Origin of the sequence: Maribacter sp. Hel_I_7, from assembly GCF_000688315.1 — a bacterium.
In the GTDB taxonomy this organism is placed as follows: domain Bacteria; phylum Bacteroidota; class Bacteroidia; order Flavobacteriales; family Flavobacteriaceae; genus Maribacter; species Maribacter stanieri.
In genome coordinates, this window is record NZ_JHZW01000002.1 from 316,325 (window position 1) to 343,056 (window position 26,732).

Consider the following 26,732-nt stretch of genomic DNA (forward strand, 5'->3'; position numbering starts at 1 on the left):
TACATTCTTTACAACAGATATAGTGACTTGTAATATTCATCTAAAGATTTTTCCCAGGTAAAACGAGCCTTTTTTGCATTGGCTTTAATCTTTTTCCAAGTGGGTTTATCATGTTCCCAAATGGTAAGTGCCTCATCAAAACTCTTTACCATATTATTAATTTGCTCATCATATGTTTCACCACTAAATGCAAAGCCTGTTTTCATGTGTGCAACAGTATCCTTTAAGCCACCGGTATGATGAACTAAACATGGATTACCGTTTCTCATTGCCAGCATTTGACTTATACCACAAGGTTCAAATAAACTTGGCATAAAATATAAGTCTGTTTCTAAGTACATAGAATCAATTAAATCCTCTGATTGGCCGTTAGTAAAAACGAAGTTCTTGTGATGATAGCTCATATGGCGAAAAAATTCTTCATAATCAGGATCACCAGTTCCTAGCAAAATGAATATTCCATCAATCTCACTTAATCTTGCCAGCATTTTTTCAAAAGCCTCTGGAGAACGTTTTAAGAAATAAAATTTTTGCTCGGTTAATCGAGCTACGCTAGACACAATAAATTTTGGTCTATTACCAACATACTGCATAATCTTCTCACCGGTATGCGCAAGAAAATCTGCCTTATATTTTTTGGAAGTATCTTGAAGCCACCTAAATAAAGCTTTTACAGTATTTCTATATAATAACCCTTTTTCTGCTACTCTTATATTACCGTAATTACTTGCATTTAAAATACCGAATAATCTTCCTTCATTATTTGCTTTCAACAAATCGTCCTCCAAACTTTCACCTCCTATAAATTCTGGCCTTCTGCTTGGTAAAAGAACATCTTCCTTATAAGATGGAGAAACGGTATGTACAGCATCTGCAAGACGTATACCAACCGCCATAAGATTTATACAATCTTGATATCTAGAATCCATTAACGCTTTATGATCTAACTGCACCTCTGGAAACCAGTTATTCATGGAAGCATAATTGTTATAAAAAGGACGTATACCTTGTATTGCCAAATTATGGATGGTATATACATAACGCATCTTTTTCAAATCTTTATAATTTGGATGATATGTCTTTATAAACAATAATGCAGCAGAATGCCAATCGTGCATATGCACTATATCCAAATCGCCAAATGCACCTATTTTAATTGCCTCTGCTGTAGCTGTACAGAAAATCACAAACTTGACAAAATCATTAAAAAAAGGTTCCGTTGGGTCGTCGTGATATATATGGGCGATACCACCTTCTATTATTTCAGGATGGTGAATAACATAATGTGTAATATTCTTATCAACTCTTTTAGGGATTACTTCGTACAATTCTGCAGTGTATGGCATACCCCTAAGACTAAATTCGAGTTTAGTTTTAAAAATTCCATTTTTATGCAATCTAGAATACGCAGGCACAACCACGTGAACTTTATCTTCTCGCTTCGATATCTCCCTAGGCACATCTCTAACAACATCTCCCATTCCACCAGCTTTACAATCTGGAATGGCGTCATTCTCTGCGGAAACAAAAAGAAAATTATTCATACGCTAATAAAGAGGGATTATATTTGGTTTATTCTCAAAAGGTAGTTAAAGTTTTGATGTACGCCAAAAAAAAAAGCCTTTCTAAAAAGAAAGGCTTAATTATATAATCAATACTTAAATTATCCTATTTTGAAAGCTTTTTCTTGAGGATAGTATGCCGTACTTCCTAACTCTTCTTCAATACGAAGTAATTGGTTGTATTTAGCCATACGATCAGATCTTGATGCAGAACCAGTTTTAATTTGACCTGTATTCAATGCAACAGCTAAATCTGCTATAGTATTATCTTCAGTTTCTCCAGAACGGTGAGACATAACAGAAGTATAACCGGCATTTTTAGCCATATTTACAGCTGCTATAGTTTCAGTTAAAGTTCCTATTTGGTTTACTTTAATTAAAATTGAATTAGCAATTCCTTTTTCGATACCTGTAGATAAACGCTCAACATTAGTAACAAATAAATCATCACCAACCAATTGAACTTTATCTCCAATTTTATCAGTTAAAGATTTCCAACCGTCCCAATCATTTTCGTCCATACCATCTTCAATAGAGATAATAGGGTATTTAGCACTTAAATCAGCTAGATACTGAGCTTGTTCTTCAGAAGTTCTAATTACACCTTTATCACCTTCGAATTTAGTATAATCATATTTACCATTAACATAGAATTCTGCAGCAGCACAATCTAAAGCGATCATAACATCATCACCTAAAGAGTAACCTGCATTTTTAACTGCAATAGCAATTGTATCTAATGCATCTTCAGTACCACCTGCTAAGTTTGGAGCAAAACCTCCTTCATCACCAACTGCAGTACTAAGACCACGATCGTGTAATACCATTTTAAGATTATGAAAAATTTCAGTCCCCATTTGCATTGCGTGAGAAAAGCTCTTCGCTTTTACTGGCATAACCATGAACTCTTGAAATGCAATAGGTGCATCTGAGTGAGAACCACCATTAATTATGTTCATCATAGGAACAGGAAGTGTGTTTGCACTAACTCCTCCTATATATCTGAAAAGAGAAAGACCTAATTCATTGGCAGCAGCTTTAGCAGCAGCTAACGAAACTCCTAAAATTGCATTTGCACCTAATTTTGATTTATTTGGCGTACCATCTAAGTCAATCATAGTTTGATCTAAAAGATTTTGATCAAAAACATTCATTCCTAAAATTTCTTCAGCAATGATAGTGTTTACATTATCAACAGCTTTACTTACACCTTTACCCATGAAAGCCTTACCTCCATCACGTAATTCTACTGCTTCATGCTCACCAGTTGAAGCTCCAGAAGGAACCGCTGCTCTTCCCATTACTCCATTCTCCGTAACTACATCTACTTCAACAGTTGGGTTTCCTCTAGAATCTAAAATTTGTCTTGCGTGAACATTTAATATAATACTCATCTAATATATTTTTATAGGTTGATAAATTAAAAAGTAAAGATACAAAACAGGCAAATTACCAGGTTTGTTTACACCTTACAATTACCAATTAAATAATGTTTATTTAAACTATTTCGTTATGTTTTGCACTTTTCTCAATTAAATTGAAAAAATCATCGAATAGATAATCAGCATCGTGTGGTCCAGGACTTGCTTCTGGGTGATATTGAACGGAAAATACATCTTTATTTTTCATTCGTATTCCCGCAACTGTCTTATCGTTTAGGTGTGTGTGCGTAATCTCTAAATTACCATTCGCCTCAGTTTCTTCTCTATTAATAGCAAAGCCATGATTTTGAGACGTGATTTCCCCTTTACCAGTAATTAAATTTAATATTGGATGATTAATACCTCTATGACCATTATGCATTTTATATGTAGACACACCATTTGCCAATGCCAGTACTTGATGTCCTAAACAAATTCCAAAAAGGGGTTTATCTGTTAGTATCATTTTTTTAACCGCAGCAATTGCATCTACCAACGGTTCTGGATCACCAGGGCCATTAGAGATAAAATAAGCATCAGGATTCCATGAAGACATTTCTTCAAAACTACTGTTATAAGGGAACACCTTTACATACGCCCCACGCTTTACTAAATTTCTAAGAATATTCTTTTTAATTCCTATATCCAATGCAGCAATTTTAATTGAGGCACTTTCATCCCCTACAAAATATGGCTCTTTTGTAGAAACTCGGGATGCTAGTTCTAGCCCTTTCATACTAGGAACCTCACTAAGACGTTTTTTAAGCGCATCTATATTTTCTATATCAGTAGAAATAACTGCATTCATAGCCCCATTATCTCTTATATAGCTCACCAAAGCACGAGTATCAACATCAGAAATTGCAAATAGATCATTCGAATCTAAAAACCCCTGAAGACTATCATCTGCCAAAGGTCTTGAATATTCATAACTGAAATTTCTACATACTAAACCAGAAATTTTAATGGACTCTGACTCAATCTCATCTTTATTAACTCCATAATTACCAATATGAGCATTTGTAGTTACCATTATCTGTCCAAAATAAGATGGATCAGTAAATATCTCCTGATAACCTGTCATACCTGTATTAAAACAAACTTCACCAAAGGCAGTACCTTCTTTATCACCTACAGATTTACCATAAAAAATAGTACCATCAGCTAGTAGTACTAGAGCTTTTCTCTTTGCTTGATATTTCATCTTAGTCTTATAATTTATTCGTTCACAAAAAAACATAAAAAAAGGATAAGCTAGAAAGCTTATCCTTTTTCATTATTAATATTTATTGACAATTTTATTCCTTAGAATCATCTGTCTTAGCTTCTGTTTCAGTTTGAGCTTCGTCTTTTGCTTTAGTTTCTTTCTCTGCAGAAACAACTTCAGCATCACTACCACCTGACCTTCTACTTCTTCTAGTAGATTTTTTCTTAGGCTTACCAGCATTATACAATTCGTTGAAATCAACCAATTCTATCATTGCCATGTCAGCATTATCACCTAAACGATTACCTAACTTGATAATTCTTGTATACCCTCCTGGTCTATCAGCTACCTTTTCAGATACAACACTGAATAATTCCGTTACAGCATACTTATCACGAAGGTTTTTAAAGACGATACGTCTATTATGAGTACCTTTTTCAGCACTAACATTATTTTCAGCTTTTGATTTAGTAATCAAAGGCTCAATGAATTGCTTCAAAGCTTTAGCTTTAGCAACTGTAGTGTTAATTCTTTTGTGCTCTATTAATGAACAAGCCATGTTTGCTAACATTGCTTTTCTATGAGCAGTTTTTCTACTTAAGTGATTAATCTTTTTACCGTGTCTCATGTTTCAATTTTATCATCTTGCTACCAAACTCGCTAGAACGAGGAGCAAAATATGATTATTTAATCTTTATCTAATTTGTATTTTGATAAATCCATACCAAAACTTAAACCCTTGTTTATAACAAGTTCTTCAAGTTCAGTTAAAGATTTTTTACCAAAGTTTCTAAACTTCATTAAGTCATTCTTATTGAAAGAAACTAAATCTCCTAAAGTATCTACTTCAGCTGCTTTTAAACAGTTTAGTGCACGAACAGAAAGGTCCATATCAACTAATTTAGTTTTCAATAATTGTCTCATGTGTAAAGACTCCTCATCGTAAGTCTCTGTTTGAGCAATCTCATCAGCTTCTAAAGTGATACGCTCATCAGAGAATAACATAAAGTGATGTATAAGAACTTTTGCAGCCTCAGTTAATGCATCTTTCGGATGAATAGAACCATCTGAAGAAATCTCAAAAACCAATTTTTCATAATCCGTTTTTTGCTCTACACGAAAGTTTTCAATACTATATTTTACATTCTTTATAGGCGTAAAAATAGAATCGATAGCAATTGTACCTAATGGAGCACCAGATTTTTTATTTTCCTCTGCAGGAACATAACCTCTACCTTTTTCAATTGTAATTTCCATATTGATACTAACTTTAGCATCCATATTACAAATTACTAAATCCGGGTTCAATACTTGATACCCAGAAATAAACTTTTGAAAATCACCAGCAGTTAACTGATTTTTACCACTAACAGAAATAGAAACTACTTCAGCTTCAGAATCTTCTATTTGTTTCTTGAAACGTACTTGCTTCAAGTTTAATATAATCTCGGTTACATCTTCAACAACGCCAGGAATCATGGAGAACTCATGCTCTACCTTATCAATCCTAATCGAAGTAATTGCATGACCTTCTAAAGAAGAAAGCAATACTCGTCTTAATGCATTCCCAACAGTTAATCCATAACCAGGTTCCAAAGGGCGAAATTCAAACTTCCCTTCGAAATCAGAGGAATCGATCATTATTACTTTATCGGGTTTCTGAAAATTAAATAATGCCATAATTGGATCAGTGTTGTTTATTTAGAGTATAACTCCACAATTAATTGTTCTTTGATATTTTCTGGAATTTGCATTCTTTCAGGAATAGTAACGTAAGTACCTTCCTTCTTTTCGCTATTCCAAGAAATCCACTCATAAACCGCACTACTAGCAGTTAATGAATCTTGTATACTTTGCAATGATTTAGATTTTTCTCTAACACCAACAACATCTCCTGCTTTTAATGAGTAAGAAGGTATGTTAACCAACTCGCCATTAACCGTAATATGTCTGTGAGATACTAATTGTCTTGCACCACTTCTAGTTGGAGAAATTCCCATTCTATAAACAACGTTATCTAAACGAGATTCACATAATTGAAGTAAAATTTCACCAGCAACACCTTCTTTTCTTTTTGCAGTCTGGAATAAGTTTCTGAATTGCTTTTCTAAAATACCATAAGTATACTTAGCTTTTTGCTTCTCCATCAATTGAACAGAGTACTCAGATTTCTTTCCTCTTCTTCTATTGTTACCGTGTTGCCCTGGAGGGTAATTTTTCTTTTCGAATGACTTATCGTCTCCGAATATTGCTTCGCCAAATTTACGAGCAATCTTTGATTTTGGTCCTGTATATCTTGCCATTTTCTTTAAGTTTGAAAGTGAGATTATGAATTAAGGCTTATCCTTCGATAATCGTAACTACACTTTCGGTGAAATATATTAGTAATTAATTAAACTCTTCTTCTCTTAGGAGGTCTACAACCGTTATGAGGCATTGGAGTAACATCAATAATTTCCGTTACTTCGATACCAGCATTATGCAAAGACCTAATAGCAGATTCTCTTCCGTTACCTGGACCTTTTACATAAACTTTAACCTTTCTTAAACCTGCTTCATGAGCAACTTTAGAACAATCCTCAGCAGCTACCTGAGCAGCATACGGTGTATTTTTTTTAGATCCTCTAAAACCTAATTTACCAGCAGATGACCAAGAAATTACATCTCCTTTTTTATTTGTTAAAGAGATAATGATGTTGTTGAAAGATGCACTTATGTGCGCTTCACCAACAGAATCAACTATAACTTTACGTTTCTTGGTAACTTTAGTACTTGCCTTTGCCATACCTAATTATTATTTAGTTGCTTTCTTCTTGTTAGCAACTGTTTTACGCTTTCCTTTTCTAGTTCTAGAGTTGTTCTTAGTACGTTGACCTCTTAAAGGCAAACCTGATCTATGACGAATACCTCTATAACAGCCAATATCCATCAAACGCTTAATGTTCAACTGAGTTTCAGAACGTAATTCACCTTCGATTACGAATTCAGAAACAGCTTCCCTAATACGACCTATTTCATCATCATTCCAATCAGAAACCTTAGTATCTTCGCTAACTTGGGCTTTATTCAATATTTCTCTTGACCTACTACTTCCAATTCCAAAAATGTAGGTTAAGGCGATAACACCTCTCTTTTGTTTTGGTATATCTATACCTGCGATTCTTGCCATAATTACCCTTGTCTTTGTTTAAATCTAGGATTCTTTTTGTTGATTACGTACAACCTGCCTTTTCTGCGAACAATCTTGCAGTCGGCACTTCTCTTCTTAACTGATGCTCTTACTTTCATCTTGTATCTTAGTATCTATATGTAATTCTTGCTTTAGTAAGGTCATACGGACTCATCTCCAGTTTCACCTTATCTCCAGGTAATAGTTTTATATAGTGCATACGCATCTTACCTGATATATGCGCTGTTACCACATGTCCATTCTCCAACTCTACACGAAACATTGCGTTAGACAATGCTTCAATGATAGATCCATCTTGTTCTATTGCTGCCTGCTTAGCCATAAATTATGCTACTTTTCTATTTTTACCGGTTTTCATTAAACCATCGTAATGTCTATTCAATAAATATGAATTTACCTGTTGTACCGTATCTATAGCTACACCTACCATAATTAATAAGGAGGTACCACCATAAAATAAAGCCCATCCAGCTTGAACATCCATCAATTTTACTACAATCGCTGGTAAAATAGCGAGCAAAGCTAAGAAAATAGATCCAGGTAACGTTATTAAAGACATAATCTTATCTAAATAATCTCCAGTTTCTTTTCCAGGACGTATTCCTGGTATAAAACCACCACTCCTTTTAAGGTCATCTGCCATCTTATTAGTAGGAACCGTAATTGCAGTATAAAAATATGTAAAGATTATAATCAATATTGCGAATAACAAATTATATGCCCATCCAAAAATATCACTAAACTGCACTTGCATCCATTGTCCAAAAGCAGTATCATCAAATGCACCACCTATCATACCAGGTACAAACATAATTGCTTGAGCAAATATAATTGGCATAACTCCAGAAGCATTCAACTTCAAAGGAATATATTGTCTTGAACCCATTATGTTCTTTTCGTATCCACCAGAAGCAGTACGTCTTGCATACTGTACAGGAATTTGTCTTGTAGCCATTACTAACAAAATACAAGCCAAGATAACCAAGAACCAAATAATAACTTCTATTAAGATGAACATTAATCCACCGTTATTATCAGTTGTTCTAGAGATAAATTCTTGAACAAAAGATTGAGGCATTGTAGCTATAATACCAATCATAATTAATAAAGAGATACCATTACCAATACCTTTATCAGTAATTTTCTCTCCTAACCACATTGCAAATACAGTACCTGTTACCAAAATGATAACTGCAGGAACCATAAAATCCAATCCTTTACCTAATAAAAACGCGCTATCTCTAACTCCAAAGGCCTCTAATCCATATAAATATGCTGGAGCTTGAACTATACAAATACCGATGGTTAACCATCTAGTAATTTGATTAATAGTCTTACGACCACTTTCTCCTTCTTTTTGTAGTTTCTGAAGATAAGGAATTGCAATACCCATCAACTGAACAACAATGGAAGCAGAGATATAAGGCATAATACCCAACGCAAAAACAGAAGCATTAGCAAATGCCCCTCCTGTAAATGCATTTAAAAGACCAAATATACCTTGATCAGTACTATCCGTTAATCCACCTAATTGAGTTGAATCTATACCCGGAAGTACGATTTGACAACCAAAACGATAAACCAACAAAAGACCCAATGTAATAAGAATTCTATTTCTTAGTTCTTCTATCTTCCAAATATTGGATATTGTATCAATAAAATTCTTCATGCTCTCGTTTATGCTTACAAACTTATTGCTTCACCACCTGCTGCTTCAATAGCTGCTTTAGCAGATGCAGTAAATTTATGTACCGAAATTTTAAGAGGAGCTTTTAACTCACCATTTCCTAAAATTTTCACTAATTCATTCTTACCAACTAAACCGTTCTCAATTAAAAGATCTAAAGAAACTTCATTAGATATCACTTTATTATCGACAAGCTCTTGTAACTTCTCTAAATTGATACCTTGATAGTCCTTACGGTTAATGTTCGTAAAACCAAACTTAGGTACACGACGTTGTAATGGCATTTGACCACCTTCAAAACCAATCTTCTTAGAATAACCCGATCTTGACTTTGCTCCTTTATGACCTCTTGCAGCTGTTCCACCTTTTCCAGAACCCTGACCTCTTCCAAGGCGTTTTCCGTCTCTATTAACTGAACCTTCTGCAGGCTGTAGACTATGTAAACCCATTTTTATTCTAAATTTAAGCTTCCTCTGTGGAAACTAAATGTTTAACTTTATTTATCATTCCAAGAATGTTAGGCGTATCGTCATGCTCAACAACCTGTCCTATTCTCTTTAAACCAAGAGCCTCTAAAGTTCTTTTCTGATTTTGAGGTTTCTTAATTCCGCTTTTTACTTGTGTAACTTTAATCTTTGCCATAATTTTCCTCTTATCCTTTAAATACTTTTTCTAAAGAAACACCTCTTTGCGTAGCGATAGTTTTTGCATCTCTAAGTTGCAACAAAGCATCAAAAGTTGCTTTAACAACGTTATGTGGATTTGAAGATCCTTGAGACTTAGATAATACATCTTGTACACCTACAGATTCCAATACCGATCTTACAGCTCCACCAGCAATTACACCGGTACCATGAGATGCAGGCTGGATATAAACTCTAGCTCCACCAAATTTTCCTTTTTGCTCATGAGGTAAAGTTCCTTTGTTTAAAGGAATACGAACTAAGTTCTTTTTACCATCTTCAATTGCCTTTGCTATTGCAGTAGCAACCTCTTTAGATTTACCTAAACCATGACCTACAACACCATTTTCATCACCTACAACAACTATTGCAGAAAAACCGAATGCTCTACCACCTTTTGTTACCTTGGTTACACGTTGAATACCAACTAATTTATCTTTTAAGTCTAAACCACCTGGCTTAACAGTCTCTACGTTTTTATATTTTTGGAACATACTAGTATATTAGAATTTTAGACCTGCTTCTCTTGCACCTTCAGCCAAAGATTTTACTCTTCCGTGATACAAATTACCTCCTCTATCAAAAGCAACTTTCTCTAAGCCAGCTTTTACAGATTTTTCAGCGATTGTTTTACCAACCAAAGCAGCAATCTCGGTTTTATTTCCTTTTGCTTTCGCAATATCCTTATCTCTTGAAGAAGCGGATACTAAAGTGACTCCTTTTACGTCGTCTATAACTTGAGCGTAAATTTCGCTGTTACTTCTAAAAACAGATAACCTTGGTTTAGCTGCAGTTCCAGAAGAAACCTTACGTATTCTACGTCGGATTCTTAATTTTCTTTGTGTTTTTGATAATCCCATAATATCCTATTATTAAGCCGACTTACCAGCTTTTCTTCTTAATATTTCACCTACAAATTTAATTCCTTTTCCTTTGTACGGCTCTGGTCTACGGAAAGATCTAATCTTTGCAGCTATATGACCAACTAGTTGTTTGTCATGAGACGTTAGCTTAACTATAGGGTTCTTACCTTTTTCTGATATAGTTTCAACTTTAACTTCAGATGCTAAGTTGAAAACGATGTTGTGAGAAAAACCTAAAGCCAATTCAAGTTTTTGACCTTGATTACTTGCTCTATACCCTACACCTACTAATTCTAATTCTTTGGTCCAACCTTTAGAAACACCATCAACCATATTAGTTATAAGTGATCTATATAAACCGTGCTTTGCTTTATGCTCCTTAGAATCCGATGGCCTTGTTACGAAAGCCTGTCCGTCTTCTACTTTAACCGCTACACCAGAGAACTCTTGAGTCAACTCACCTAATTTCCCTTTTACAGAAATTATATTGTCGTTAATTTCAATTGTAACCCCTTCAGGAATTGCGATTGGATTATTACCTATTCTAGACATTTTCTAAATCTTTAATCAATTAATAAACGTAGCACAAAACTTCACCACCAACTTTCTCTGCCTTAGCCTGCTTGCTAGTCATTACACCATGAGATGTAGAAACAATTGCAACACCCAAACCATTTAATACACGAGGTAAATCTTCGTTACCTGAATATTTCCTAAGACCAGGCTTACTTATACGCTGTATTTTCTTGATAACAGGCTCTTTTGTAAGCTTATCATATTTCAAAGCTATCTTAATAGAACCTTGAACTTTATTTTCTTCGAATTTATAACTTAAGATATATCCTTGATCGAATAATATTTTAGTTATTTCTTTCTTTAGATTTGACGCAGGAATTTCAACAACCCTATGTCCCGCTCTACTCGCGTTTCTAACTCTCGTTAGGTAATCTGCAATAGTATCTGTTACCATATGTATATAATTCGGAAACGGTTTTCAGCAATTAAGCTAAACCTGAATCCATTAATAATTCTTAATCTACCAGCTAGCTTTCTTAACACCTGGTATTAAACCGGCATTAGCCATCTCTCTGAATTTTACCCTTGAAATACCAAAAGTTCTCATGTAACCTTTAGGTCTTCCAGTTAATTTACATCTGTTATGTAAACGTACCGGAGAGGCATTTTTAGGTAGTCTCTGTAACGCTTCATAATCGCCAGCTTCTTTCAAAGCCTTGCGTTTTTCAGCATAAACTGCTACAGTTCTTTCCCTTTTTCTCTCACGGGCTTTCATTGATTCCTTAGCCATACTAATTCTTTTTAAAAGGTAAACCTAATTCTGTTAATAATGATTTTGCTTCTTTGTCAGTTCCCGCAGAAGTTACAAAGGTAATATCCATACCGTTAATTCTATTGATTTTATCAATATTAACTTCAGGAAATATTATTTGCTCAGTAACACCCAAGTTATAATTTCCACGACCATCAAAACCTGTAGCCTTAATACCTTGAAAATCTCTAACACGAGGTAATGCTGAAGTCACCAAACGATCTAAGAATTCGTACATACGCTCACCTCTTAAGGTAACTTTTGCACCAATTGGCATGCCTTTTCTTAACTTAAAGGCAGCAACATCTTTCTTAGACATAGTAGCAACGGCTTTTTGACCAGTAATCATAGTCATTTCATCTATTGCATGGTCAATAAGTTTCTTGTCAGCAACAGCAGCTCCTACACCTCTACTCATTACTATCTTCTCTAACTTAGGAACCTGCATTACATTACTGTAACCAAACTCTTCGGTAAGGGCAGCTACTATTCGCTCCTTATACTCTTTCTTTAATCTTGCAACGTATGCCATAACTAAATTACTTCATTGGATTTTTTGGAAACCCTAACTTTTTTACCATCCTTTACTTCGTAACCTACTCTAGTTGTATCGCCAGATTTACCGTCGATTAGAGCCAAGTTAGAAATGTGGATTAAAGCTTCTTTTTTTACAATACCACCTTGAGGGTTCTTAGCACTAGGCTTCTCATGTTTAGATACCATATTGGCACCTTCAACGATGGCTTTATTTTTCTCAAGATCAACACGCATCACTTTACCTTCGGTTCCCTTATGGTCACCAGCGGTAATTCTTACCGTATCTCCTGTTTTGATTTTTAACTTTTTCATCTTGTCCGTTATATTATAATACCTCTGGGGCCAATGATACAATCTTCATGAACTGCTTATCCCTAAGCTCTCTTGCTACAGGTCCAAAAACACGAGTTCCTCTCATTTCTCCGGCAGGATTCAATAACACACAGGCGTTATCATCAAATCTGATATAAGACCCATCAGGTCTTCTAACCTCTTTCTTAGTACGAACTACAACAGCAGTTGAAACCGCACCTTTCTTGATACCTCCGTTCGGAGTAGCTTCCTTAACCGTAACAACAATTTTGTCACCTATTGAAGCATACCTTCTTTTGGTACCACCAAGAACACGGATAGTTAAAACTTCCTTTGCTCCGGTGTTATCCGCTACTTTTAATCTAGATTCTTGCTGTAACATAACTTATTTAGCTCTTTCTAAGATTTCTACTAATCTCCAACATTTGGTTTTACTCATAGGACGAGTCTCCATGATCTTTACAGTATCACCAATGTTACAATCGTTCTTTTCGTCATGTGCAACATATTTCTTTGTCTTCAAAACGAACTTACCGTACATAGGATGTTTTACTCTTTTCACTTCAGCAATAACAATAGACTTCTCCATTTTATTACTAGTGACAACTCCTACTCTCTCTTTTCTTAAATTTCTTTTCTCCATAAAGCCCACCAATTATTGGTTTTCCCTATTAGTTAATTCAGTGGCTAATCTTGCTACCGTTCTCCTTACTTTTCTAATCTGAAGTGGATTTTCTAACGGAGTTACAAAATGTGCCATTTTCAAATCTGCATGTTGCTTCTTGTACTCGGCAAATTTCTCCGTAAGTCCTTCCACAGACATTTCTTTAATCTCTTGTTTTTTCATTATTCCTTACGTTTAATTTCCGCCCTCGTAATCTCGAGCTACAATGAATTTTGTTTTAACAGGAAGTTTTTGAGCCGCTAATCTTAAAGCTTCTTTTGCTACTTCCATAGGAACTCCGGCCACTTCGAACATAATTCTACCTGGTTTTACCACGGCTACGAAATATTCTGGTGCACCTTTACCTTTACCCATACGTACTTCTAATGGCTTTTTGGTAATCGGCTTGTCTGGAAATATTTTAATCCACAATTGACCTTCCCTCTTCATGAATCTAGTAGCAGCAATACGAGCAGCTTCTATCTGGCGTGAAGTCAAAAATGTAGCATCATCAACATTCTTTATACCGAACATACCATTTGAAAGTTGGTGTCCTCTCCCAGCAAGACCTTTCATACGGCCTTTCTGCATTTTACGGAACTTTGTTCTTTTCGGTTGTAACATTACTTTAGTTCTTTAAAAAATTACTTTCTACGACGTTGTTTTCTTCCACCTTCTTGCTTACCACCTTTAGAAGAATCCTTTTGCATTCCTACTAATGGAGATAAATCTCTTTTACCATATACCTCACCTTTCATAATCCAAACTTTAATACCAAGTTTACCATATGTAGTTTGAGCTTCTTGTAGAGCATAATCAATATCAGCTCTAAAAGTAGATAATGGAATTCTACCATCTTTATAAGATTCCGAACGAGCCATTTCAGCACCATTCAATCTACCAGAGATCTGAATCTTTATTCCTTCAGCATTCATACGCATTGCTGCAGCGATTGCCATTTTTATTGCTCTTCTAAAAGAAATTCTACTTTCAATTTGACGAGCTACACTTGCTGCAACTAAGTTAGCATCAAGCTCAGGTCTTTTTATCTCAAAGATATTGATCTGAACCTCCTTATTGGTGATTTTTTTCAATTCTTCCTTAAGTTTATCAACTTCCTGACCACCTTTACCGATAATAATACCAGGTCTTGCAGTGGTTACTGTAACTGTGATTAATTTAAGAGTACGTTCAATTATAACTCTAGAAACACTAGCCTTAGAAAGTCTTGCATGAATATACTTTCGTATTTTATCATCCTCAGCCAATTTATCTCCGTAATCGTTACCACCATACCAGTTAGATTCCCAACCTCTAATGATTCCTAGACGATTTCCTATTGGATTTGTTTTCTGTCCCATCCTAGTTTTCTGTTATATTTTTTGACCCCAATACCAAAGTTACATGGTTTGAACGTTTTCTAATTCTATGTGCTCTACCTTGTGGAGCAGGACGCAATCTCTTAAGCATTGCACCACTATCTACTCTAATCTCAGCTACAATTAAATCAGCATCTTCTACACTTGCCTCTTCATTTTTTGCCTGCCAATTAGCCAAAGCTGAAAGTAATAATTTCTCCAACTTCCTAGAAGCTTCTTTAGGATTGAACCTTAAAATAGCTAAAGCTTGCTCTACCTTTACACCACGAATTAAATCAGCAACCAAACGCATCTTTCTAGGTGAAGTAGGACAGTTATTCAACTTAGCGAAAGCTACCTTCTTCTTCTCAGCCTTTATTCTTTCGGCCATCTGTTTTTTACGAACTCCCATAGCTTACTTTTTTCCTTTGTTTTTCGCACCTGCATGACCTCTAAAAGATCTAGTTGGTGAAAATTCCCCAAGTTTATGTCCTACCATGTTTTCTGTTACAAAAACAGGTACAAATTGTTTTCCGTTGTGAACCGCTATCGTCATTCCTACAAAATCAGGTGTAATCATAGAGGCTCTAGACCAAGTTTTGATTACTGCTTTTTTTCCAGAGGAAACACTTTGTTGGATTTTCTTCTCCAAACTATAGTGAACGTAAGGTCCTTTTTTTAGTGAACGTGCCATTTCTTTCTACTTTTTTATTTCTTTCTACGTTCTATTATATACTTGTTGGTGCTCTTGGTCTTAGAACGAGTTCTGAATCCTTTAGCAGGAATTCCATTTCTCGATCTTGGATGACCACCTGAAGCCCTACCTTCACCACCACCCATTGGGTGATCGACAGGGTTCATAGCTACCGGTCTAGTTCTTGGTCTTCTACCCAACCATCTACTTCTACCAGCTTTACCTGATACTAGTAATTGATGATCCGAGTTAGATATAGCACCAATAGTAGCCATACAACCTGAAAGAATTAATCTTGTTTCACCAGATGGCATCTTAACAGTAACAAACTTACCGTCCTTTGCCATAAGTTGAGCAAAAGTACCTGCGCTACGCGCCATAATAGCACCTTGACCAGGTCTTAACTCAATACATGAAATTATAGTTCCTAGAGGAATTTCACTCAAAGGCATTGCGTTCCCTATCTCAGGAGCAACAGTTAATCCAGATGAAATCTGTTGATCAACCTGCAATCCGTTTTGAGCTACAACATAACGCTTTTCGCCATCCGCATATTCCAAAAGAGCAATAAATGCAGTTCTATTAGGATCGTATTCAATAGACTTAACAGTAGCAAGTACATCTTGCTTATCTCTCTTAAAATCTATTACACGATACCTTCTTTTATGACCTCCACCTTTTTGGCGTATGGTCATCTTTCCTTGACTGTTTCTACCTCCCGACTTTTTTAACGGAGCAAGCAAGCTTTTCTCCGGCTTATCAGCAGTAATGGCGTCAAATCCATTTACTACTCTAAAACGCTGTCCTGGAGTGATTGGTTTTAATTTTCTAACTGACATTTCTTGTCTTTATAGATTACTGTAAAAATCGATAATATCACCTTCTACTACATCAACAATTGCTTTTTTAATAGCATTTGTTTTACCATGTTGTACACCAGTTTTTGTATATCTGGATTTTCTTGATGGACCGTAATTCATTGTACGAACCTTCTTCACAGAAACACCATAAGTAGCTTCAACTGCATCTTTAATCTGCAACTTATTAGCCTTAGGGTTAACTACGAATCCATAACGGTTATTCAACTCGCTATCAGCAGTCATTTTCTCCGTTATAATTGGTTTTATTAACACACTCATGATATTATTGTTTATTTAAATTCGATTCAATCCCCTCTAAAGAGCTCTCTAACAATACCACACTATTAGCATGAAGAATTTTGTAAGTACTTAATTCTGAGTTAGTTATAACTTCTGAGCCTTTAAAATTACGCGAAGACAAATATACACCTTTATTTGAATCACCCAACACTATTAAAGACTTTTTATTTTCAAGACCTAATGTCTTCAAAACTTCGATAAAATCTTTAGTTTTTGGAGTATCAAAATCGAAGTCTTCAACTACTAAAATTGCATTTTCTTTTGTCTTCAAAGACAATGCAGATTTTCTTGCTAAACGCTTCAAGTTTTTATTTAACTTCTGAGTATAATCCTTAGGTCTAGGTCCAAATATTCTACCACCACCTCTAAAGATTGGCGATTTAATACTACCTGCTCTTGCAGTACCCGTACCTTTTTGTTTTTTAATCTTTCTAGTACTACCAGCGATCTCAGCTCTTTCTTTAGCTTTGTGCGTTCCTTGTCTTTGATGAGCTAAATATTGCTTAACATCTAAGTAAACTGCGTGATCATTAGGCTCTATAGCGAAAACATCATCAGAAAGGTTTGCCTTTCTACCTGTGTCTTTTCCTTTAATATCTAAAACTGCTATTTTCATTACATCTACCTTTGTATAGTTACATAAGCATTCTTATGGCCCGGAACACAACCTTTTACTACTAAAAGATTCTTCTCTGGAACTACTTTTAAAACCCTAAGGTTCTGAACCGTTACACGATCAGTACCCATTCTACCAGCCATCTTCATACCCTTGAATACTCTTGCTGGATATGATGCAGCACCAATAGAACCAGGAGCTCTAAGTCTGTTATGCTGACCGTGAGTTGCTTGACCAACCCCTGCAAAACCGTGACGTTTAACAACACCTTGAAAACCTTTACCCTTAGATGTACCAATAACATCTACGAATTGACCTTCAGTAAAAACATCTACACCTACGGTGTCACCTAATTTAAAATCACCTTCAAAATCTTGGAACTCAACGACCTTTTTCTTAGGAGAAGCACCTGCTTTTTTAAAATGGCCTAATTCAGCCTTATTAGCACGAGTTTCTGCCTTGTCATCGAAACCAAGTTGAAGGGCACTATACCCGTCGACCTCTTCGGTTCTGACTTGGGTAACTACACATGGTCCAGCTTGTATAACGGTACATGGAATGTTCTTTCCATTCTCGTCAAAAATACTGGTCATGCCTACTTTCTTTCCTATTAACCCAGACATACTTATTTATATTAATTATTACTTATTAAATTCTATACAAAAAAATAGGGTCAAAATAATTTAACCCTAAATTATTTTTTCCGTTTTTCCCTCGCACGCAGCTTAGGACATGTAGTCTAGCCCATAAATGAGCTAGACAATTAATTACACCTTAATCTCTACTTCTACACCACTTGGAAGCTCTAGCTTCATAAGTGCATCAATAGTTTTAGATGAAGAGCTATAGATATCCAATAATCTCTTATAAGAACTTAATTGGAACTGCTCTCTTGATTTTTTATTCACGTGAGGTGAACGCAAAACTGTAAATATCTTTTTATGCGTAGGTAAAGGAATTGGTCCTGTTACAACAGCACCGGTAGTCTTTACCGTTTTTACAATCTTTTCAGCAGATTTATCCACTAAATTGTGATCGTAAGATTTTAGTTTTATTCTAATTTTCTGACTCATGTCCTAAATTTATGCTGTTATACCTTTTGCTGCCTTAATAACTTCCTCTGAAATATTAGAAGGAGTTTCTGCATAGTGTGAAAATTCCATTGTTGAAGTAGCACGTCCTGAAGATAAAGTTCTAAGAGATGTTACATATCCGAACATTTCAGATAATGGAACAGTACCTTTAACAACTTTGGCACCAGCTCTATCACTCATATCACCAATAGTACCTCTACGTCTATTTAAATCTCCCACGATATCACCCATGTTTTCTTCTGGGGTGATAACTTCCAATTTCATAATCGGCTCCATGATAACGGCACCAGCAGCTTTACCAGCAGCTTTATACCCCATTTTTGCAGCTAATTCGAACGAAAGTGCATCAGAATCCACAGCGTGGAAAGATCCATCCTTAAGTACAACTTTCATTGTATCCATTTCATACCCAGCCAACGGTCCGTTTTGCATAGCAACATTGAAACCTTTTTCTACAGATGGAATGAATTCCTTTGGTATACGACCACCTTTAATCTCATCAACAAACTGAAGACCTTCTCCTTTGAAATCCTCATCAGCAGGACCCATCTCAAATACAATATCACCAAATTTACCACGACCACCAGATTGCTTTTTATAAGTTTCTCTGTGAGATGCCGTTTTAGTTAATGCTTCTTTGTATTCTACTTGTGGTTCACCTTGGTTTACTTCAACCTTGAACTCTCTTCTTAAACGGTCAACAATAATATCTAAGTGAAGCTCACCCATACCAGATATAATTGTTTGCCCTGAAGCTTCATCAGTTTTCACCTGGAAAGTTGGATCCTCTTCAGCTAATTTAGCCAAAGCCATACCTAACTTATCAACGTCTGCCTTAGTTTTAGGCTCAACAGCAATACCAATAACTGGCTCAGGGAAATCCATGCTCTCCAATACAATTGGATGCTTTTCATCAGACATGGTGTCACCAGTCTTGATATCCTTGAAACCTACAGCCGCACCAATATCACCCGCTTCGATATAATCAATAGCATTTTGTTTATTAGAGTGCATTTGATAAATACGTGAAATACGTTCCTTTTTACCTGAACGGTTATTCAATATATAAGAACCAGCATCTAAACGACCAGAGTAAGTTCTGAAAAATGCCAATCTTCCAACAAAAGGATCAGTAGCAATTTTAAAAGCCAAAGCCGCAAAAGGCTCTTTTACACTAGGCTTACGTTTTTCAACCTCACCCGTATCAGGGTTAGTTCCCTCAATCGCCTCTTTATCTACAGGCGAAGGTAAATATCTACATACAGCATCCAATAAAAACTGAACACCCTTATTCTTAAATGAAGAACCACAAATCATTGGAATGATTGCACGATCCATAACAGCAGCTCTTAAAGCAGCATGCACTTCATCTTCTGTGATAGAGTCTTCATCTTCGAAGAATTTCTCCATCAACTCCTCATCATATTCTGCAACAGCTTCAATTAAGGCAGCTCTATACTCCTTAACTTCGGCTTTCATGTCCTCAGGAATGTCAATTACGTCAAAAGTAGCACCAAAACCTTCTTCGTGCCATGTAATTGCTCTGTTCTTAGCTAAATCAACTATACCTCTAAAATCAGCTTCGTCACCGATAGGAAGTACAATTGGAACTGCATTAGAACCCAACATTTCTTTAACTTGCTTACAAACCATAAGGAAGTTAGAACCTTGACGGTCCATCTTGTTCACAAAACCAATTCTTGGAACCTTATAGTTATCAGCCAATCTCCAGTTAGTTTCTGATTGAGGCTCAACACCATCAACAGCACTAAACAAGAAAACCAAACCATCCAAAACACGTAATGATCTGTTTACCTCTACAGTAAAATCAACGTGCCCCGGTGTATCTATTATATTAAAGTGATAATCCTTAGTATTATCAAGCTCCTTTGCATTCTCTAAAGGAAACTTCCAAGTACAAGTAGTAGCAGCAGAAGTAATAGTAATACCTCTTTCCTGCTCTTGCTCCATCCAGTCCATAGTAGCAGCACCATCATGAACTTCACCTATTTTATGACTAACACCCGTATAAAAAAGAATACGCTCTGTTGTCGTAGTTTTACCAGCATCAATGTGCGCAGCAATACCTATATTTCTTGTAAATTTTAAATCTCTTGCCATTTCTATTTAGAATCTAAAGTGCGAAAATGCTTTGTTAGCCTCAGCCATCTTGTGCGTATCGACTCTTTTCTTAACAGCTGCTCCTTCTTCTTTTGCTGCTGCTAAAATTTCTCCAGCCAATTTTTGAGCCATCCCTTTCTCATTACGCTTTCTTGCATAACTAATCAACCACTTCATAGCTGTTGATATTTTTCTGTCCGGTCTGATCTGCATTGGAATTTGAAATGTTGCACCACCAACTCTTCTACTTCTAACTTCAACGTGAGGCATAACATTACTCAATGCATCCTTCCAAAGCTCTAAAGCTGTTTTTTCTTCATCAGTTTTTTTAGCATCTACGATATCTATTGCATCGTAAAAAACACCAAAAGCAACTGATTTTTTACCATCCCACATCATCATATTGACGAAACGTGTCACCAATTGATCATTAAATCTTGGATCTGGTAAAAGTGGTCTTTTCTTTGCCTGTCTTTTTCTCATTACTTCCTTTTAAACAAGTTTAATTAATTTTTAGGGCGTTTAGCACCATATTTAGATCTACGCTGTGTTCTACCGGCCACACCTGCTGTGTCCAATGCACCACGTACAATATGATACCTAACTCCTGGTAAATCTTTAACTCTTCCGCCTCTTACTAATACTATCGAGTGCTCTTGTAAATTGTGACCCTCTCCTGGAATGTAAGCATTCACTTCCTTACCATTTGTTAACCTAACCCTTGCTACTTTTCTCATAGCTGAATTTGGCTTCTTAGGTGTGGTAGTATAAACACGTGTACAAACACCCCTTCTCTGAGGACACGAATCCAAAGCAGCCGATTTACTCTTCTTAGTAATCGTCTCTCTTCCTATTCGTACTAATTGTGATATTGTTGGCATACTATAATGATATATAAAAAATTACCCCTACTTTAAGGGTCGGCAAATGTAGTAATATTTAAGTAAAATTCAAACCAAGTCGCATTTATTTTTATTTTTTTTTAATTCCCCCCGTTTTATCGTAAAAAACACACTTGTTAAAACATCCTTAACAATTTGTAAAATCAGCAAATCCCCATACGTTTTTTGAGTTGAATTAAATGCAGGTTTTTTAGACAAATATTGAAGAATTATGAATATGACAAAAAAAACGGTGTTGAATTATATAACTTTAAATATGGATCGTGTTTAATCTGTAACTCCCAATTTTATCACGAATTCTTAAAATTTTATTAAAATTATCTTGCATTATTAACACATTATTGTGAAGTTTGTCGCTAGCTAATTCAAATAATTTAAAAATGAGAACAAAACTAAATGGATTGTTAACGCTACTTTTAGCGTTAGTTGTGCATATTTCTTTTGCACAGCAAAAAACAGTATCCGGTACGGTTACTGATCAGGGAGGGCTTCCTTTGCCCGGGGTTAACATTGTAGTTGAAGGTACCACCACAGGTACTCAGACAGATTTTGATGGTAACTATTCCATTATGGCCGCACAAGGCGAAACATTATTATTTACTTACATCGGTCAGAAAGCTGTAAGAAAATCGGTAGGTGCCGGTAGTACAGTAAGTGTGCAAATGGAAGAAGATGCACAAGCGCTGGAAGAAGTGGTTGTAACCGCTCAAGGTATTAAGCGTGAGAAGAAAGCTTTAGGTTTTGCAGTATCATCTGTAGACGAAAAAGACTTAGAATCTCGGTCAGAAGGTGATGTTGCCCGTGTTTTATCTGGTAAAGCTTCTGGTGTTCAGATTACTGCCGCTGGTGGTATGTCTGGTTCTGCAACTAACGTTGTTGTTAGGGGTTTAAGTTCCTTTAGTGGAAGTAACCAAGCTCTTTTCGTTGTTGATGGTGTACCATTTAGTAGTGATACTAATGCACAAGACACAAACGGTGGCGGTTCTAACTTCTTAACTGGTAACACTGGTTCTTCTAGATTTTTAGATTTAGATCCAAACAACATCGCAAAAATTGAAGTATTAAAAGGTCTTGCAGCAGCAACTCTTTATGGTTCTCAAGGTAAAAACGGTGTTATTCTTATTACTACAAAAGCAGGTTCTGCTGTTGGTGGAAAGAAAAAAACAGAAATAACTGTTAATCAATCTTACTTCGTTAATGAATTTGCTTCATTACCAGATTATCAAGATGAATATGGTAATGGTTTTGACCAAGCCTTTGGATGGTTCTTTAGTAACTGGGGCCCTAGCTTTGAAGAAAGCGGTCTTTCTGGTTGGGGTAGACAATCTTCAATTGATGCAAATGGTACTCTAGAACATCCTTATAGCACTACAGCAGTAGCAGCTACAAGAGAAGCATTTCCTGAATTTCAGGGTGCAAGATATGACTGGAAACCTTACAACTCAGTTGAGAATTATTTTAAGCCAGGTTCAGTAAGTTCTACTTCTGTTAACATAAACGGTGCTTCTGAAGATGGTAATACTACTTTCAATGCGAACTTCGGTTATTTAGATGACGAGTCTTTTATTCCAGGAAACGGTTTAACAAGAGCTAACGTATCTATTGGTGGTAGATCTAAATTATCAAATAGATTTACAGTATCTGGAGCAATGAACTACTCTAGAACTGATTATAGCTCACCTCCAATTGCAGCTAGTGAAGGTAATGGTACTACTGGACTTTCAATTTTTGGTAACATCTACTTTACACCAAGAAGTGTTGATTTATTAGGTTTACCTTACCAGAACCCAATTGACGGTTCTAGTGTTTACTATAGAAATGGTAACGACATTATAAACCCTCGTTGGACTGCAAACAATGCTAAGTATTCTCAATTGACTACTCGTGTATTCTGGAATGCAGCAATGCAATATGACATTAATGACAATCTTAATGTTACTTATAGAGCAGGTTTAGATTATTACAATGAAAGAAACGAACAATACTCTAACAAGGGTGGTGTAGAATTTACAAGTGCCATATTCGGTTTCTTAAATACATATGATAACAATAATACTATCTGGGATCACTATTTAGCCTTAAATGGTAATTATGATTTATCAGAGAAATTAGGTATGACATTTAACGTAGGTGCTACTTCTAGATCTACATCATTTGATCAGCAAGGTGTTGCTAGTACAGGTCAAATTGTATTTGATATACAAAGACACTTCAACTATGCTAACCAATCTCCAATTCAGTATTCTGAGACAAGAAACATTGCAGGTCTTTTAGGTCAAGTTACTTTAGATTATGACAACATGTTATTCTTAACTGCATCTACTAGAACGGATTGGGTTTCTAACCTTATTACAGAGAACAATAGCCAAACTTACCCAAGTGCAAGTGCATCATTCTTGCCAACTGCTGCTTGGCCTGGACTTAAATCTCAAAATGGACTTAACTTCTTAAAGTTAAGAGCTGGTTTAGGACAATCTGCAACATTTCCAACAGCTTACCCAACAGTAAGTGTTGTTGAACAAAATACGCAGGTTTATGGTGATGATGGTGGTGTAACAACTAATCAAGTTGCCGGATTTAAAGCAAATCCAGATTTAAAGCCAGAATTACTTTCTGAATTTGAAGTTGGTTTCGAATCTAAATTCATAGACAATAGAGTTTCTTTAGATTTCACTTATTTTGATAGAACTACAAAAGATCTTATCGTAAGAGAGCCTCTTTCTCCTTCAACTGGTTTTACTTTCACACAAAGTAATGTTGGTAAAATAGAAGGTGATGGTATTGAAATTGATTTAGGAATTGATTGGTTTAGAAGCGATTCTTCAAGTGGATTTAACTGGAATTCAAGAGCAAACTTTACTAAAAACAAATTTACTGTTACAGAACAAGAACAAGATATCATTATTTATGCTGGTAGTTCTACATTATCTGTTGGTGGTAACGCCGCTATAAAAGGTGAGCAATTAGGTGTAATTGTAGGTGATGCAATTGCTAGAGATGCTGATGGTAATTTCTTAGTTGATGATGGTGGTGATTATGTTACTACAGAAGTTGACGCTAATGGAAATGTTCCAATTATCGGTAATCCAAACCCTGACTTTGTAATGAACGTAATTAACTCTTTTTCTTATAAAAATTGGAATTTAGGTTTTCAGATTAGTCATATAAAAGGTGGTGATATTGTTTCTAACACTATTGGTACTTTGTTAGGTAGAGGTTTAATTACCGAAACTTTAGACAGAGAGAATACGTATATTCTTCCAGGAGTTTCTCAAAGTACTGGTGAAGTAAACAATAAGCAGATCAACAACTCTACTTACTACTTCAACAATATTTTATTCGGACCAACAGAATTGAAAGTTTATGATGCTTCTGTAGTTCGTTTACAAGAACTTTCTTTAGGCTATACTTTCCCTGCAAAGTCATTAGAAAGAACTCCTTTTGGATCTTTGACAATTACTGCTCAAGGTTTCAACTTGTGGTATGATGCTTACAATACACCTAAAGGTGCAAACTTTGACCCTAACATTCAAGGTGCTGGTGTTGGTAACTCTCAAGGTTTTGACTTTTTAAATGGTCCTAGTTCTAGAAGATATGGACTTAGTATTAAAGCAACCTTTTAAAAATTGCTAATCTTAATTAATAGAAATATTATGAAAAAAATAATTAAATATATAACCGTTGTTTTTACCGCAGGAGTGCTATTAAACTCTTGTGAAACAACAGACCTAGATCTTAGGACTAGCCCTAATGATTTGGCAGCAGATCAAGCAGATCCAAATTTGCTATTGAATTCTATTCAGTTAGCTTATGTAGCCAACATGTACGAATTAAATGATATTGGTTCTGAGTTAACAAGAATTGATTACATGCTTGGACGTAACTATTTTAACACCTACCCAGGTAACACATTAGATGATGTTTGGGAGCGTCTTTACAGTAGTACAGATGGTAATGGTGATGTTTTCACCTCAGATGTTGATTTAGGAATTTTTCCTAACGTAGCAAACCTTCAAGTTATTGACGAAGGAACTGATACTGATTTCTCTTTCCATATAGCTGTTGGCCAAACTCTAAAAGCACATATGCTTTTATTACTTACAGATTATCTTGGAAAAGCAACTTTGAGCGAAGCTGGTAACCCTGTAGATTTTCCTGCTCCATTATTAGATGATGGTCAAGCGGTTTACACAGGAGCATTAGCTTTATTAGATGAGGCTGAAGCATTATTTGCTGCAGGTCCTGCCGATCAAGGTGCAACAGATTTTTTCTACGGTGGAGACACTGATCAATGGATTAAATTAATTAATACAATTAAATTAAAAGCTGCCGTAACTACTGGTGACGTTAGCACATTTAATTCTATTATCGCTTCTGGTGATTATATTGCTGACTCTAGTGATGATTTCCAATTCCAATATGGAGCAAGAGATTTACAGCCAGATACACGTCACCCAGATTACCAAGATGATTACACTCCAAGTGGTGCTAACATCTACCAATCAAACTGGTTGATGAATAACATGTTAGTAAAGAATGACCCTAGAATTAGATATTATTTCTATCGTCAAGTTGATGCTACACCAGGTGCTGCAGGAGAACCAGCAAGTGAAGAAGACTTAGCGTGTTCTTTAGCAGTTGCTCCAGCTCATTATGATGGATTTGTTTATTGTTCAGTTCCTAATGGATACTGGGGAAGATCTCATGGAAACAATGAAGGTACTCCTCCAGATGGTTTCCTTAGAACAGCTGTAGGTGTTTATCCAGCTGCAGGTCGTTTTGATGACAATAGCTTTGGTGGTGTTGGTCTTGGCCTAGGTGGCGGAGGTGCAGGTATCGAACCTATCATCTTAGCTTCATATGTTGATTTCTGGCAAGCTGAAATAGCTAGCTCTCCTGCTGCTAAAGCTGCATTTTTAGAATCGGCAATGACAAAGTCAATAGAAAAAGTACAAGGTTTTGGATCTTTAGATGGTACTGCTGATACTTCTTTTGCTCCTTCTGATGCTGAAGTAACAACATACATTGATGGTATTGTTGCTGATTATTTAGCTGCTTCTGGTGATGATCAAACAAACATTTTGTCTGAACAATATTGGATCGCACTTTACGGTGGTGGTGTTGAAGCATTTAACTACTACAGAAGAACAGGTTTCCCAACAACTTTGGCACCTAACTGGGAATTAAACCCAGGGTCTTTTCCAAGATCATTCTTGTATCCTCAAACAGAGGTTATTACAAACTCGAATGTTTCTCAGAAATCTGATTTATCAACTCAAGTATTTTGGGATACTAATCCAGCCGGACCAGCTTTCCCATCTGCTAACTAAAAAT

Annotated in this window: 37 protein-coding genes; 2 read left to right on the forward strand and 35 right to left on the reverse strand. The window is 35.8% G+C overall.

Annotated features, from left to right (window positions below; translation table 11 throughout):
- Positions 1–8: 8 nt before the first annotated feature.
- The 35 genes from P178_RS0102880 to rpsL form a co-directional block, all read right to left on the reverse strand.
- Complete coding sequence (locus P178_RS0102880) at positions 9–1,544, reverse strand: glycogen synthase (RefSeq protein WP_027064801.1); 1,536 nt, start codon at positions 1,542–1,544, stop codon at positions 9–11.
- A gap of 119 nt (positions 1,545–1,663) precedes the next feature.
- Positions 1,664–2,956, reverse strand: coding sequence for a phosphopyruvate hydratase (gene eno / locus P178_RS0102885; RefSeq protein WP_027064802.1), 1,293 nt, complete (start codon positions 2,954–2,956; stop codon positions 1,664–1,666).
- A gap of 103 nt (positions 2,957–3,059) precedes the next feature.
- On the reverse strand, positions 3,060–4,187 hold the full coding sequence (gene carA, locus P178_RS0102890; RefSeq protein ID WP_027064803.1) for a glutamine-hydrolyzing carbamoyl-phosphate synthase small subunit: 1,128 nt from the start codon (positions 4,185–4,187) through the stop codon (positions 3,060–3,062).
- A gap of 94 nt (positions 4,188–4,281) precedes the next feature.
- Positions 4,282–4,818 carry a 50S ribosomal protein L17 gene (rplQ, locus tag P178_RS0102895; RefSeq protein ID WP_027064804.1) on the reverse strand — a complete coding sequence of 179 codons (537 nt, stop codon included), beginning with the start codon at positions 4,816–4,818 and terminating at the stop codon, positions 4,282–4,284.
- Positions 4,819–4,877: 59 nt separating this feature from the next.
- On the reverse strand, positions 4,878–5,870 hold the full coding sequence (locus tag P178_RS0102900; RefSeq protein WP_027064805.1) for a DNA-directed RNA polymerase subunit alpha: 993 nt from the start codon (positions 5,868–5,870) through the stop codon (positions 4,878–4,880).
- A gap of 17 nt (positions 5,871–5,887) precedes the next feature.
- Entirely contained in the window at positions 5,888–6,493 is a 606-nt protein-coding gene (gene rpsD, locus P178_RS0102905; RefSeq protein ID WP_027064806.1) for a 30S ribosomal protein S4, read from the reverse strand.
- An 89-nt stretch (positions 6,494–6,582) separates the two neighbouring features.
- A complete protein-coding gene (gene rpsK / locus P178_RS0102910) occupies positions 6,583–6,975 on the reverse strand; it encodes a 30S ribosomal protein S11 (protein WP_027064807.1) in 393 nt (130 codons plus the stop codon).
- A 9-nt stretch (positions 6,976–6,984) separates the two neighbouring features.
- The gene (gene rpsM, locus P178_RS0102915) at positions 6,985–7,359 is read right to left on the reverse strand and encodes a 30S ribosomal protein S13 (RefSeq protein ID WP_027064808.1); all 375 of its coding nucleotides are present in this window, start codon (positions 7,357–7,359) and stop codon (positions 6,985–6,987) included.
- A 2-nt stretch (positions 7,360–7,361) separates the two neighbouring features.
- Positions 7,362–7,478 (reverse strand): type B 50S ribosomal protein L36, encoded by a 117-nt coding sequence (gene ykgO / locus P178_RS22850; protein WP_013305171.1) that lies wholly within the window; start codon positions 7,476–7,478, stop codon positions 7,362–7,364.
- 8 nt (positions 7,479–7,486) lie between these two features.
- A complete protein-coding gene (infA, locus tag P178_RS0102920; RefSeq protein ID WP_013305172.1) occupies positions 7,487–7,702 on the reverse strand; it encodes a translation initiation factor IF-1 in 216 nt (71 codons plus the stop codon).
- A 3-nt stretch (positions 7,703–7,705) separates the two neighbouring features.
- Entirely contained in the window at positions 7,706–9,049 is a 1,344-nt protein-coding gene (gene secY, locus P178_RS0102925) for a preprotein translocase subunit SecY (RefSeq protein WP_027064809.1), read from the reverse strand.
- A 14-nt stretch (positions 9,050–9,063) separates the two neighbouring features.
- On the reverse strand, positions 9,064–9,516 hold the full coding sequence (rplO, locus tag P178_RS0102930) for a 50S ribosomal protein L15 (RefSeq protein WP_027064810.1): 453 nt from the start codon (positions 9,514–9,516) through the stop codon (positions 9,064–9,066).
- 13 nt (positions 9,517–9,529) lie between these two features.
- Positions 9,530–9,709 carry a 50S ribosomal protein L30 gene (gene rpmD / locus P178_RS0102935; RefSeq protein ID WP_027064811.1) on the reverse strand — a complete coding sequence of 60 codons (180 nt, stop codon included), beginning with the start codon at positions 9,707–9,709 and terminating at the stop codon, positions 9,530–9,532.
- Positions 9,710–9,719: 10 nt separating this feature from the next.
- Positions 9,720–10,244 (reverse strand): 30S ribosomal protein S5, encoded by a 525-nt coding sequence (gene rpsE / locus P178_RS0102940; RefSeq protein ID WP_027064812.1) that lies wholly within the window; start codon positions 10,242–10,244, stop codon positions 9,720–9,722.
- Between the two features lie 9 nt (positions 10,245–10,253).
- On the reverse strand, positions 10,254–10,610 hold the full coding sequence (gene rplR, locus P178_RS0102945) for a 50S ribosomal protein L18 (RefSeq protein ID WP_027064813.1): 357 nt from the start codon (positions 10,608–10,610) through the stop codon (positions 10,254–10,256).
- A gap of 12 nt (positions 10,611–10,622) precedes the next feature.
- On the reverse strand, positions 10,623–11,165 hold the full coding sequence (rplF, locus tag P178_RS0102950; protein WP_027064814.1) for a 50S ribosomal protein L6: 543 nt from the start codon (positions 11,163–11,165) through the stop codon (positions 10,623–10,625).
- A gap of 19 nt (positions 11,166–11,184) precedes the next feature.
- Complete coding sequence (gene rpsH / locus P178_RS0102955) at positions 11,185–11,583, reverse strand: 30S ribosomal protein S8 (RefSeq protein WP_027064815.1); 399 nt, start codon at positions 11,581–11,583, stop codon at positions 11,185–11,187.
- A gap of 66 nt (positions 11,584–11,649) precedes the next feature.
- A complete protein-coding gene (gene rpsN / locus P178_RS0102960) occupies positions 11,650–11,919 on the reverse strand; it encodes a 30S ribosomal protein S14 (RefSeq protein ID WP_027064816.1) in 270 nt (89 codons plus the stop codon).
- Between the two features lies 1 nt (position 11,920).
- Complete coding sequence (rplE, locus tag P178_RS0102965; protein WP_027064817.1) at positions 11,921–12,472, reverse strand: 50S ribosomal protein L5; 552 nt, start codon at positions 12,470–12,472, stop codon at positions 11,921–11,923.
- Positions 12,473–12,474: 2 nt separating this feature from the next.
- Positions 12,475–12,789: a 50S ribosomal protein L24 gene (gene rplX, locus P178_RS0102970; protein ID WP_027064818.1), complete on the reverse strand. Its 315-nt coding sequence runs from the start codon at positions 12,787–12,789 to the stop codon at positions 12,475–12,477.
- A gap of 13 nt (positions 12,790–12,802) precedes the next feature.
- Positions 12,803–13,171, reverse strand: a complete 369-nt coding sequence (gene rplN, locus P178_RS0102975; protein ID WP_027064819.1) for a 50S ribosomal protein L14 — start codon at positions 13,169–13,171, stop codon at positions 12,803–12,805.
- 3 nt (positions 13,172–13,174) lie between these two features.
- A complete protein-coding gene (gene rpsQ / locus P178_RS0102980; RefSeq protein WP_027064820.1) occupies positions 13,175–13,432 on the reverse strand; it encodes a 30S ribosomal protein S17 in 258 nt (85 codons plus the stop codon).
- Positions 13,433–13,444: 12 nt separating this feature from the next.
- Positions 13,445–13,636 carry a 50S ribosomal protein L29 gene (gene rpmC / locus P178_RS0102985; RefSeq protein WP_027064821.1) on the reverse strand — a complete coding sequence of 64 codons (192 nt, stop codon included), beginning with the start codon at positions 13,634–13,636 and terminating at the stop codon, positions 13,445–13,447.
- Positions 13,637–13,648: 12 nt separating this feature from the next.
- Entirely contained in the window at positions 13,649–14,077 is a 429-nt protein-coding gene (rplP, locus tag P178_RS0102990; protein WP_027064822.1) for a 50S ribosomal protein L16, read from the reverse strand.
- A 20-nt stretch (positions 14,078–14,097) separates the two neighbouring features.
- Entirely contained in the window at positions 14,098–14,814 is a 717-nt protein-coding gene (rpsC, locus tag P178_RS0102995) for a 30S ribosomal protein S3 (RefSeq protein WP_027064823.1), read from the reverse strand.
- A 1-nt stretch (position 14,815) separates the two neighbouring features.
- Entirely contained in the window at positions 14,816–15,223 is a 408-nt protein-coding gene (gene rplV / locus P178_RS0103000; protein ID WP_027064824.1) for a 50S ribosomal protein L22, read from the reverse strand.
- A gap of 3 nt (positions 15,224–15,226) precedes the next feature.
- Positions 15,227–15,505: a 30S ribosomal protein S19 gene (rpsS, locus tag P178_RS0103005; protein WP_027064825.1), complete on the reverse strand. Its 279-nt coding sequence runs from the start codon at positions 15,503–15,505 to the stop codon at positions 15,227–15,229.
- Between the two features lie 14 nt (positions 15,506–15,519).
- Positions 15,520–16,344 (reverse strand): 50S ribosomal protein L2, encoded by an 825-nt coding sequence (gene rplB, locus P178_RS0103010; RefSeq protein ID WP_027064826.1) that lies wholly within the window; start codon positions 16,342–16,344, stop codon positions 15,520–15,522.
- A gap of 9 nt (positions 16,345–16,353) precedes the next feature.
- Complete coding sequence (gene rplW / locus P178_RS0103015) at positions 16,354–16,644, reverse strand: 50S ribosomal protein L23 (protein ID WP_027064827.1); 291 nt, start codon at positions 16,642–16,644, stop codon at positions 16,354–16,356.
- A 4-nt stretch (positions 16,645–16,648) separates the two neighbouring features.
- The gene (gene rplD / locus P178_RS0103020) at positions 16,649–17,281 is read right to left on the reverse strand and encodes a 50S ribosomal protein L4 (protein WP_027064828.1); all 633 of its coding nucleotides are present in this window, start codon (positions 17,279–17,281) and stop codon (positions 16,649–16,651) included.
- Between the two features lie 5 nt (positions 17,282–17,286).
- Positions 17,287–17,904: a 50S ribosomal protein L3 gene (gene rplC, locus P178_RS0103025; RefSeq protein WP_027064829.1), complete on the reverse strand. Its 618-nt coding sequence runs from the start codon at positions 17,902–17,904 to the stop codon at positions 17,287–17,289.
- 144 nt (positions 17,905–18,048) lie between these two features.
- Positions 18,049–18,354 (reverse strand): 30S ribosomal protein S10, encoded by a 306-nt coding sequence (gene rpsJ / locus P178_RS0103030; protein ID WP_007094989.1) that lies wholly within the window; start codon positions 18,352–18,354, stop codon positions 18,049–18,051.
- 9 nt (positions 18,355–18,363) lie between these two features.
- Complete coding sequence (gene fusA / locus P178_RS0103035; protein ID WP_027064830.1) at positions 18,364–20,496, reverse strand: elongation factor G; 2,133 nt, start codon at positions 20,494–20,496, stop codon at positions 18,364–18,366.
- Between the two features lie 6 nt (positions 20,497–20,502).
- Positions 20,503–20,979, reverse strand: a complete 477-nt coding sequence (gene rpsG / locus P178_RS0103040) for a 30S ribosomal protein S7 (protein ID WP_027064831.1) — start codon at positions 20,977–20,979, stop codon at positions 20,503–20,505.
- A 23-nt stretch (positions 20,980–21,002) separates the two neighbouring features.
- On the reverse strand, positions 21,003–21,377 hold the full coding sequence (gene rpsL / locus P178_RS0103045) for a 30S ribosomal protein S12 (protein WP_027064832.1): 375 nt from the start codon (positions 21,375–21,377) through the stop codon (positions 21,003–21,005).
- A 401-nt stretch (positions 21,378–21,778) separates the two neighbouring features.
- On the opposite strand from rpsL, the gene P178_RS0103050 reads away from it, so the two are divergent.
- Positions 21,779–25,021: a SusC/RagA family TonB-linked outer membrane protein gene (locus P178_RS0103050; RefSeq protein WP_027064833.1), complete on the forward strand. Its 3,243-nt coding sequence runs from the start codon at positions 21,779–21,781 to the stop codon at positions 25,019–25,021.
- 30 nt (positions 25,022–25,051) lie between these two features.
- Complete coding sequence (locus P178_RS0103055; RefSeq protein WP_027064834.1) at positions 25,052–26,728, forward strand: SusD/RagB family nutrient-binding outer membrane lipoprotein; 1,677 nt, start codon at positions 25,052–25,054, stop codon at positions 26,726–26,728.
- The last annotated feature ends 4 nt before the right edge of the window (positions 26,729–26,732 follow it).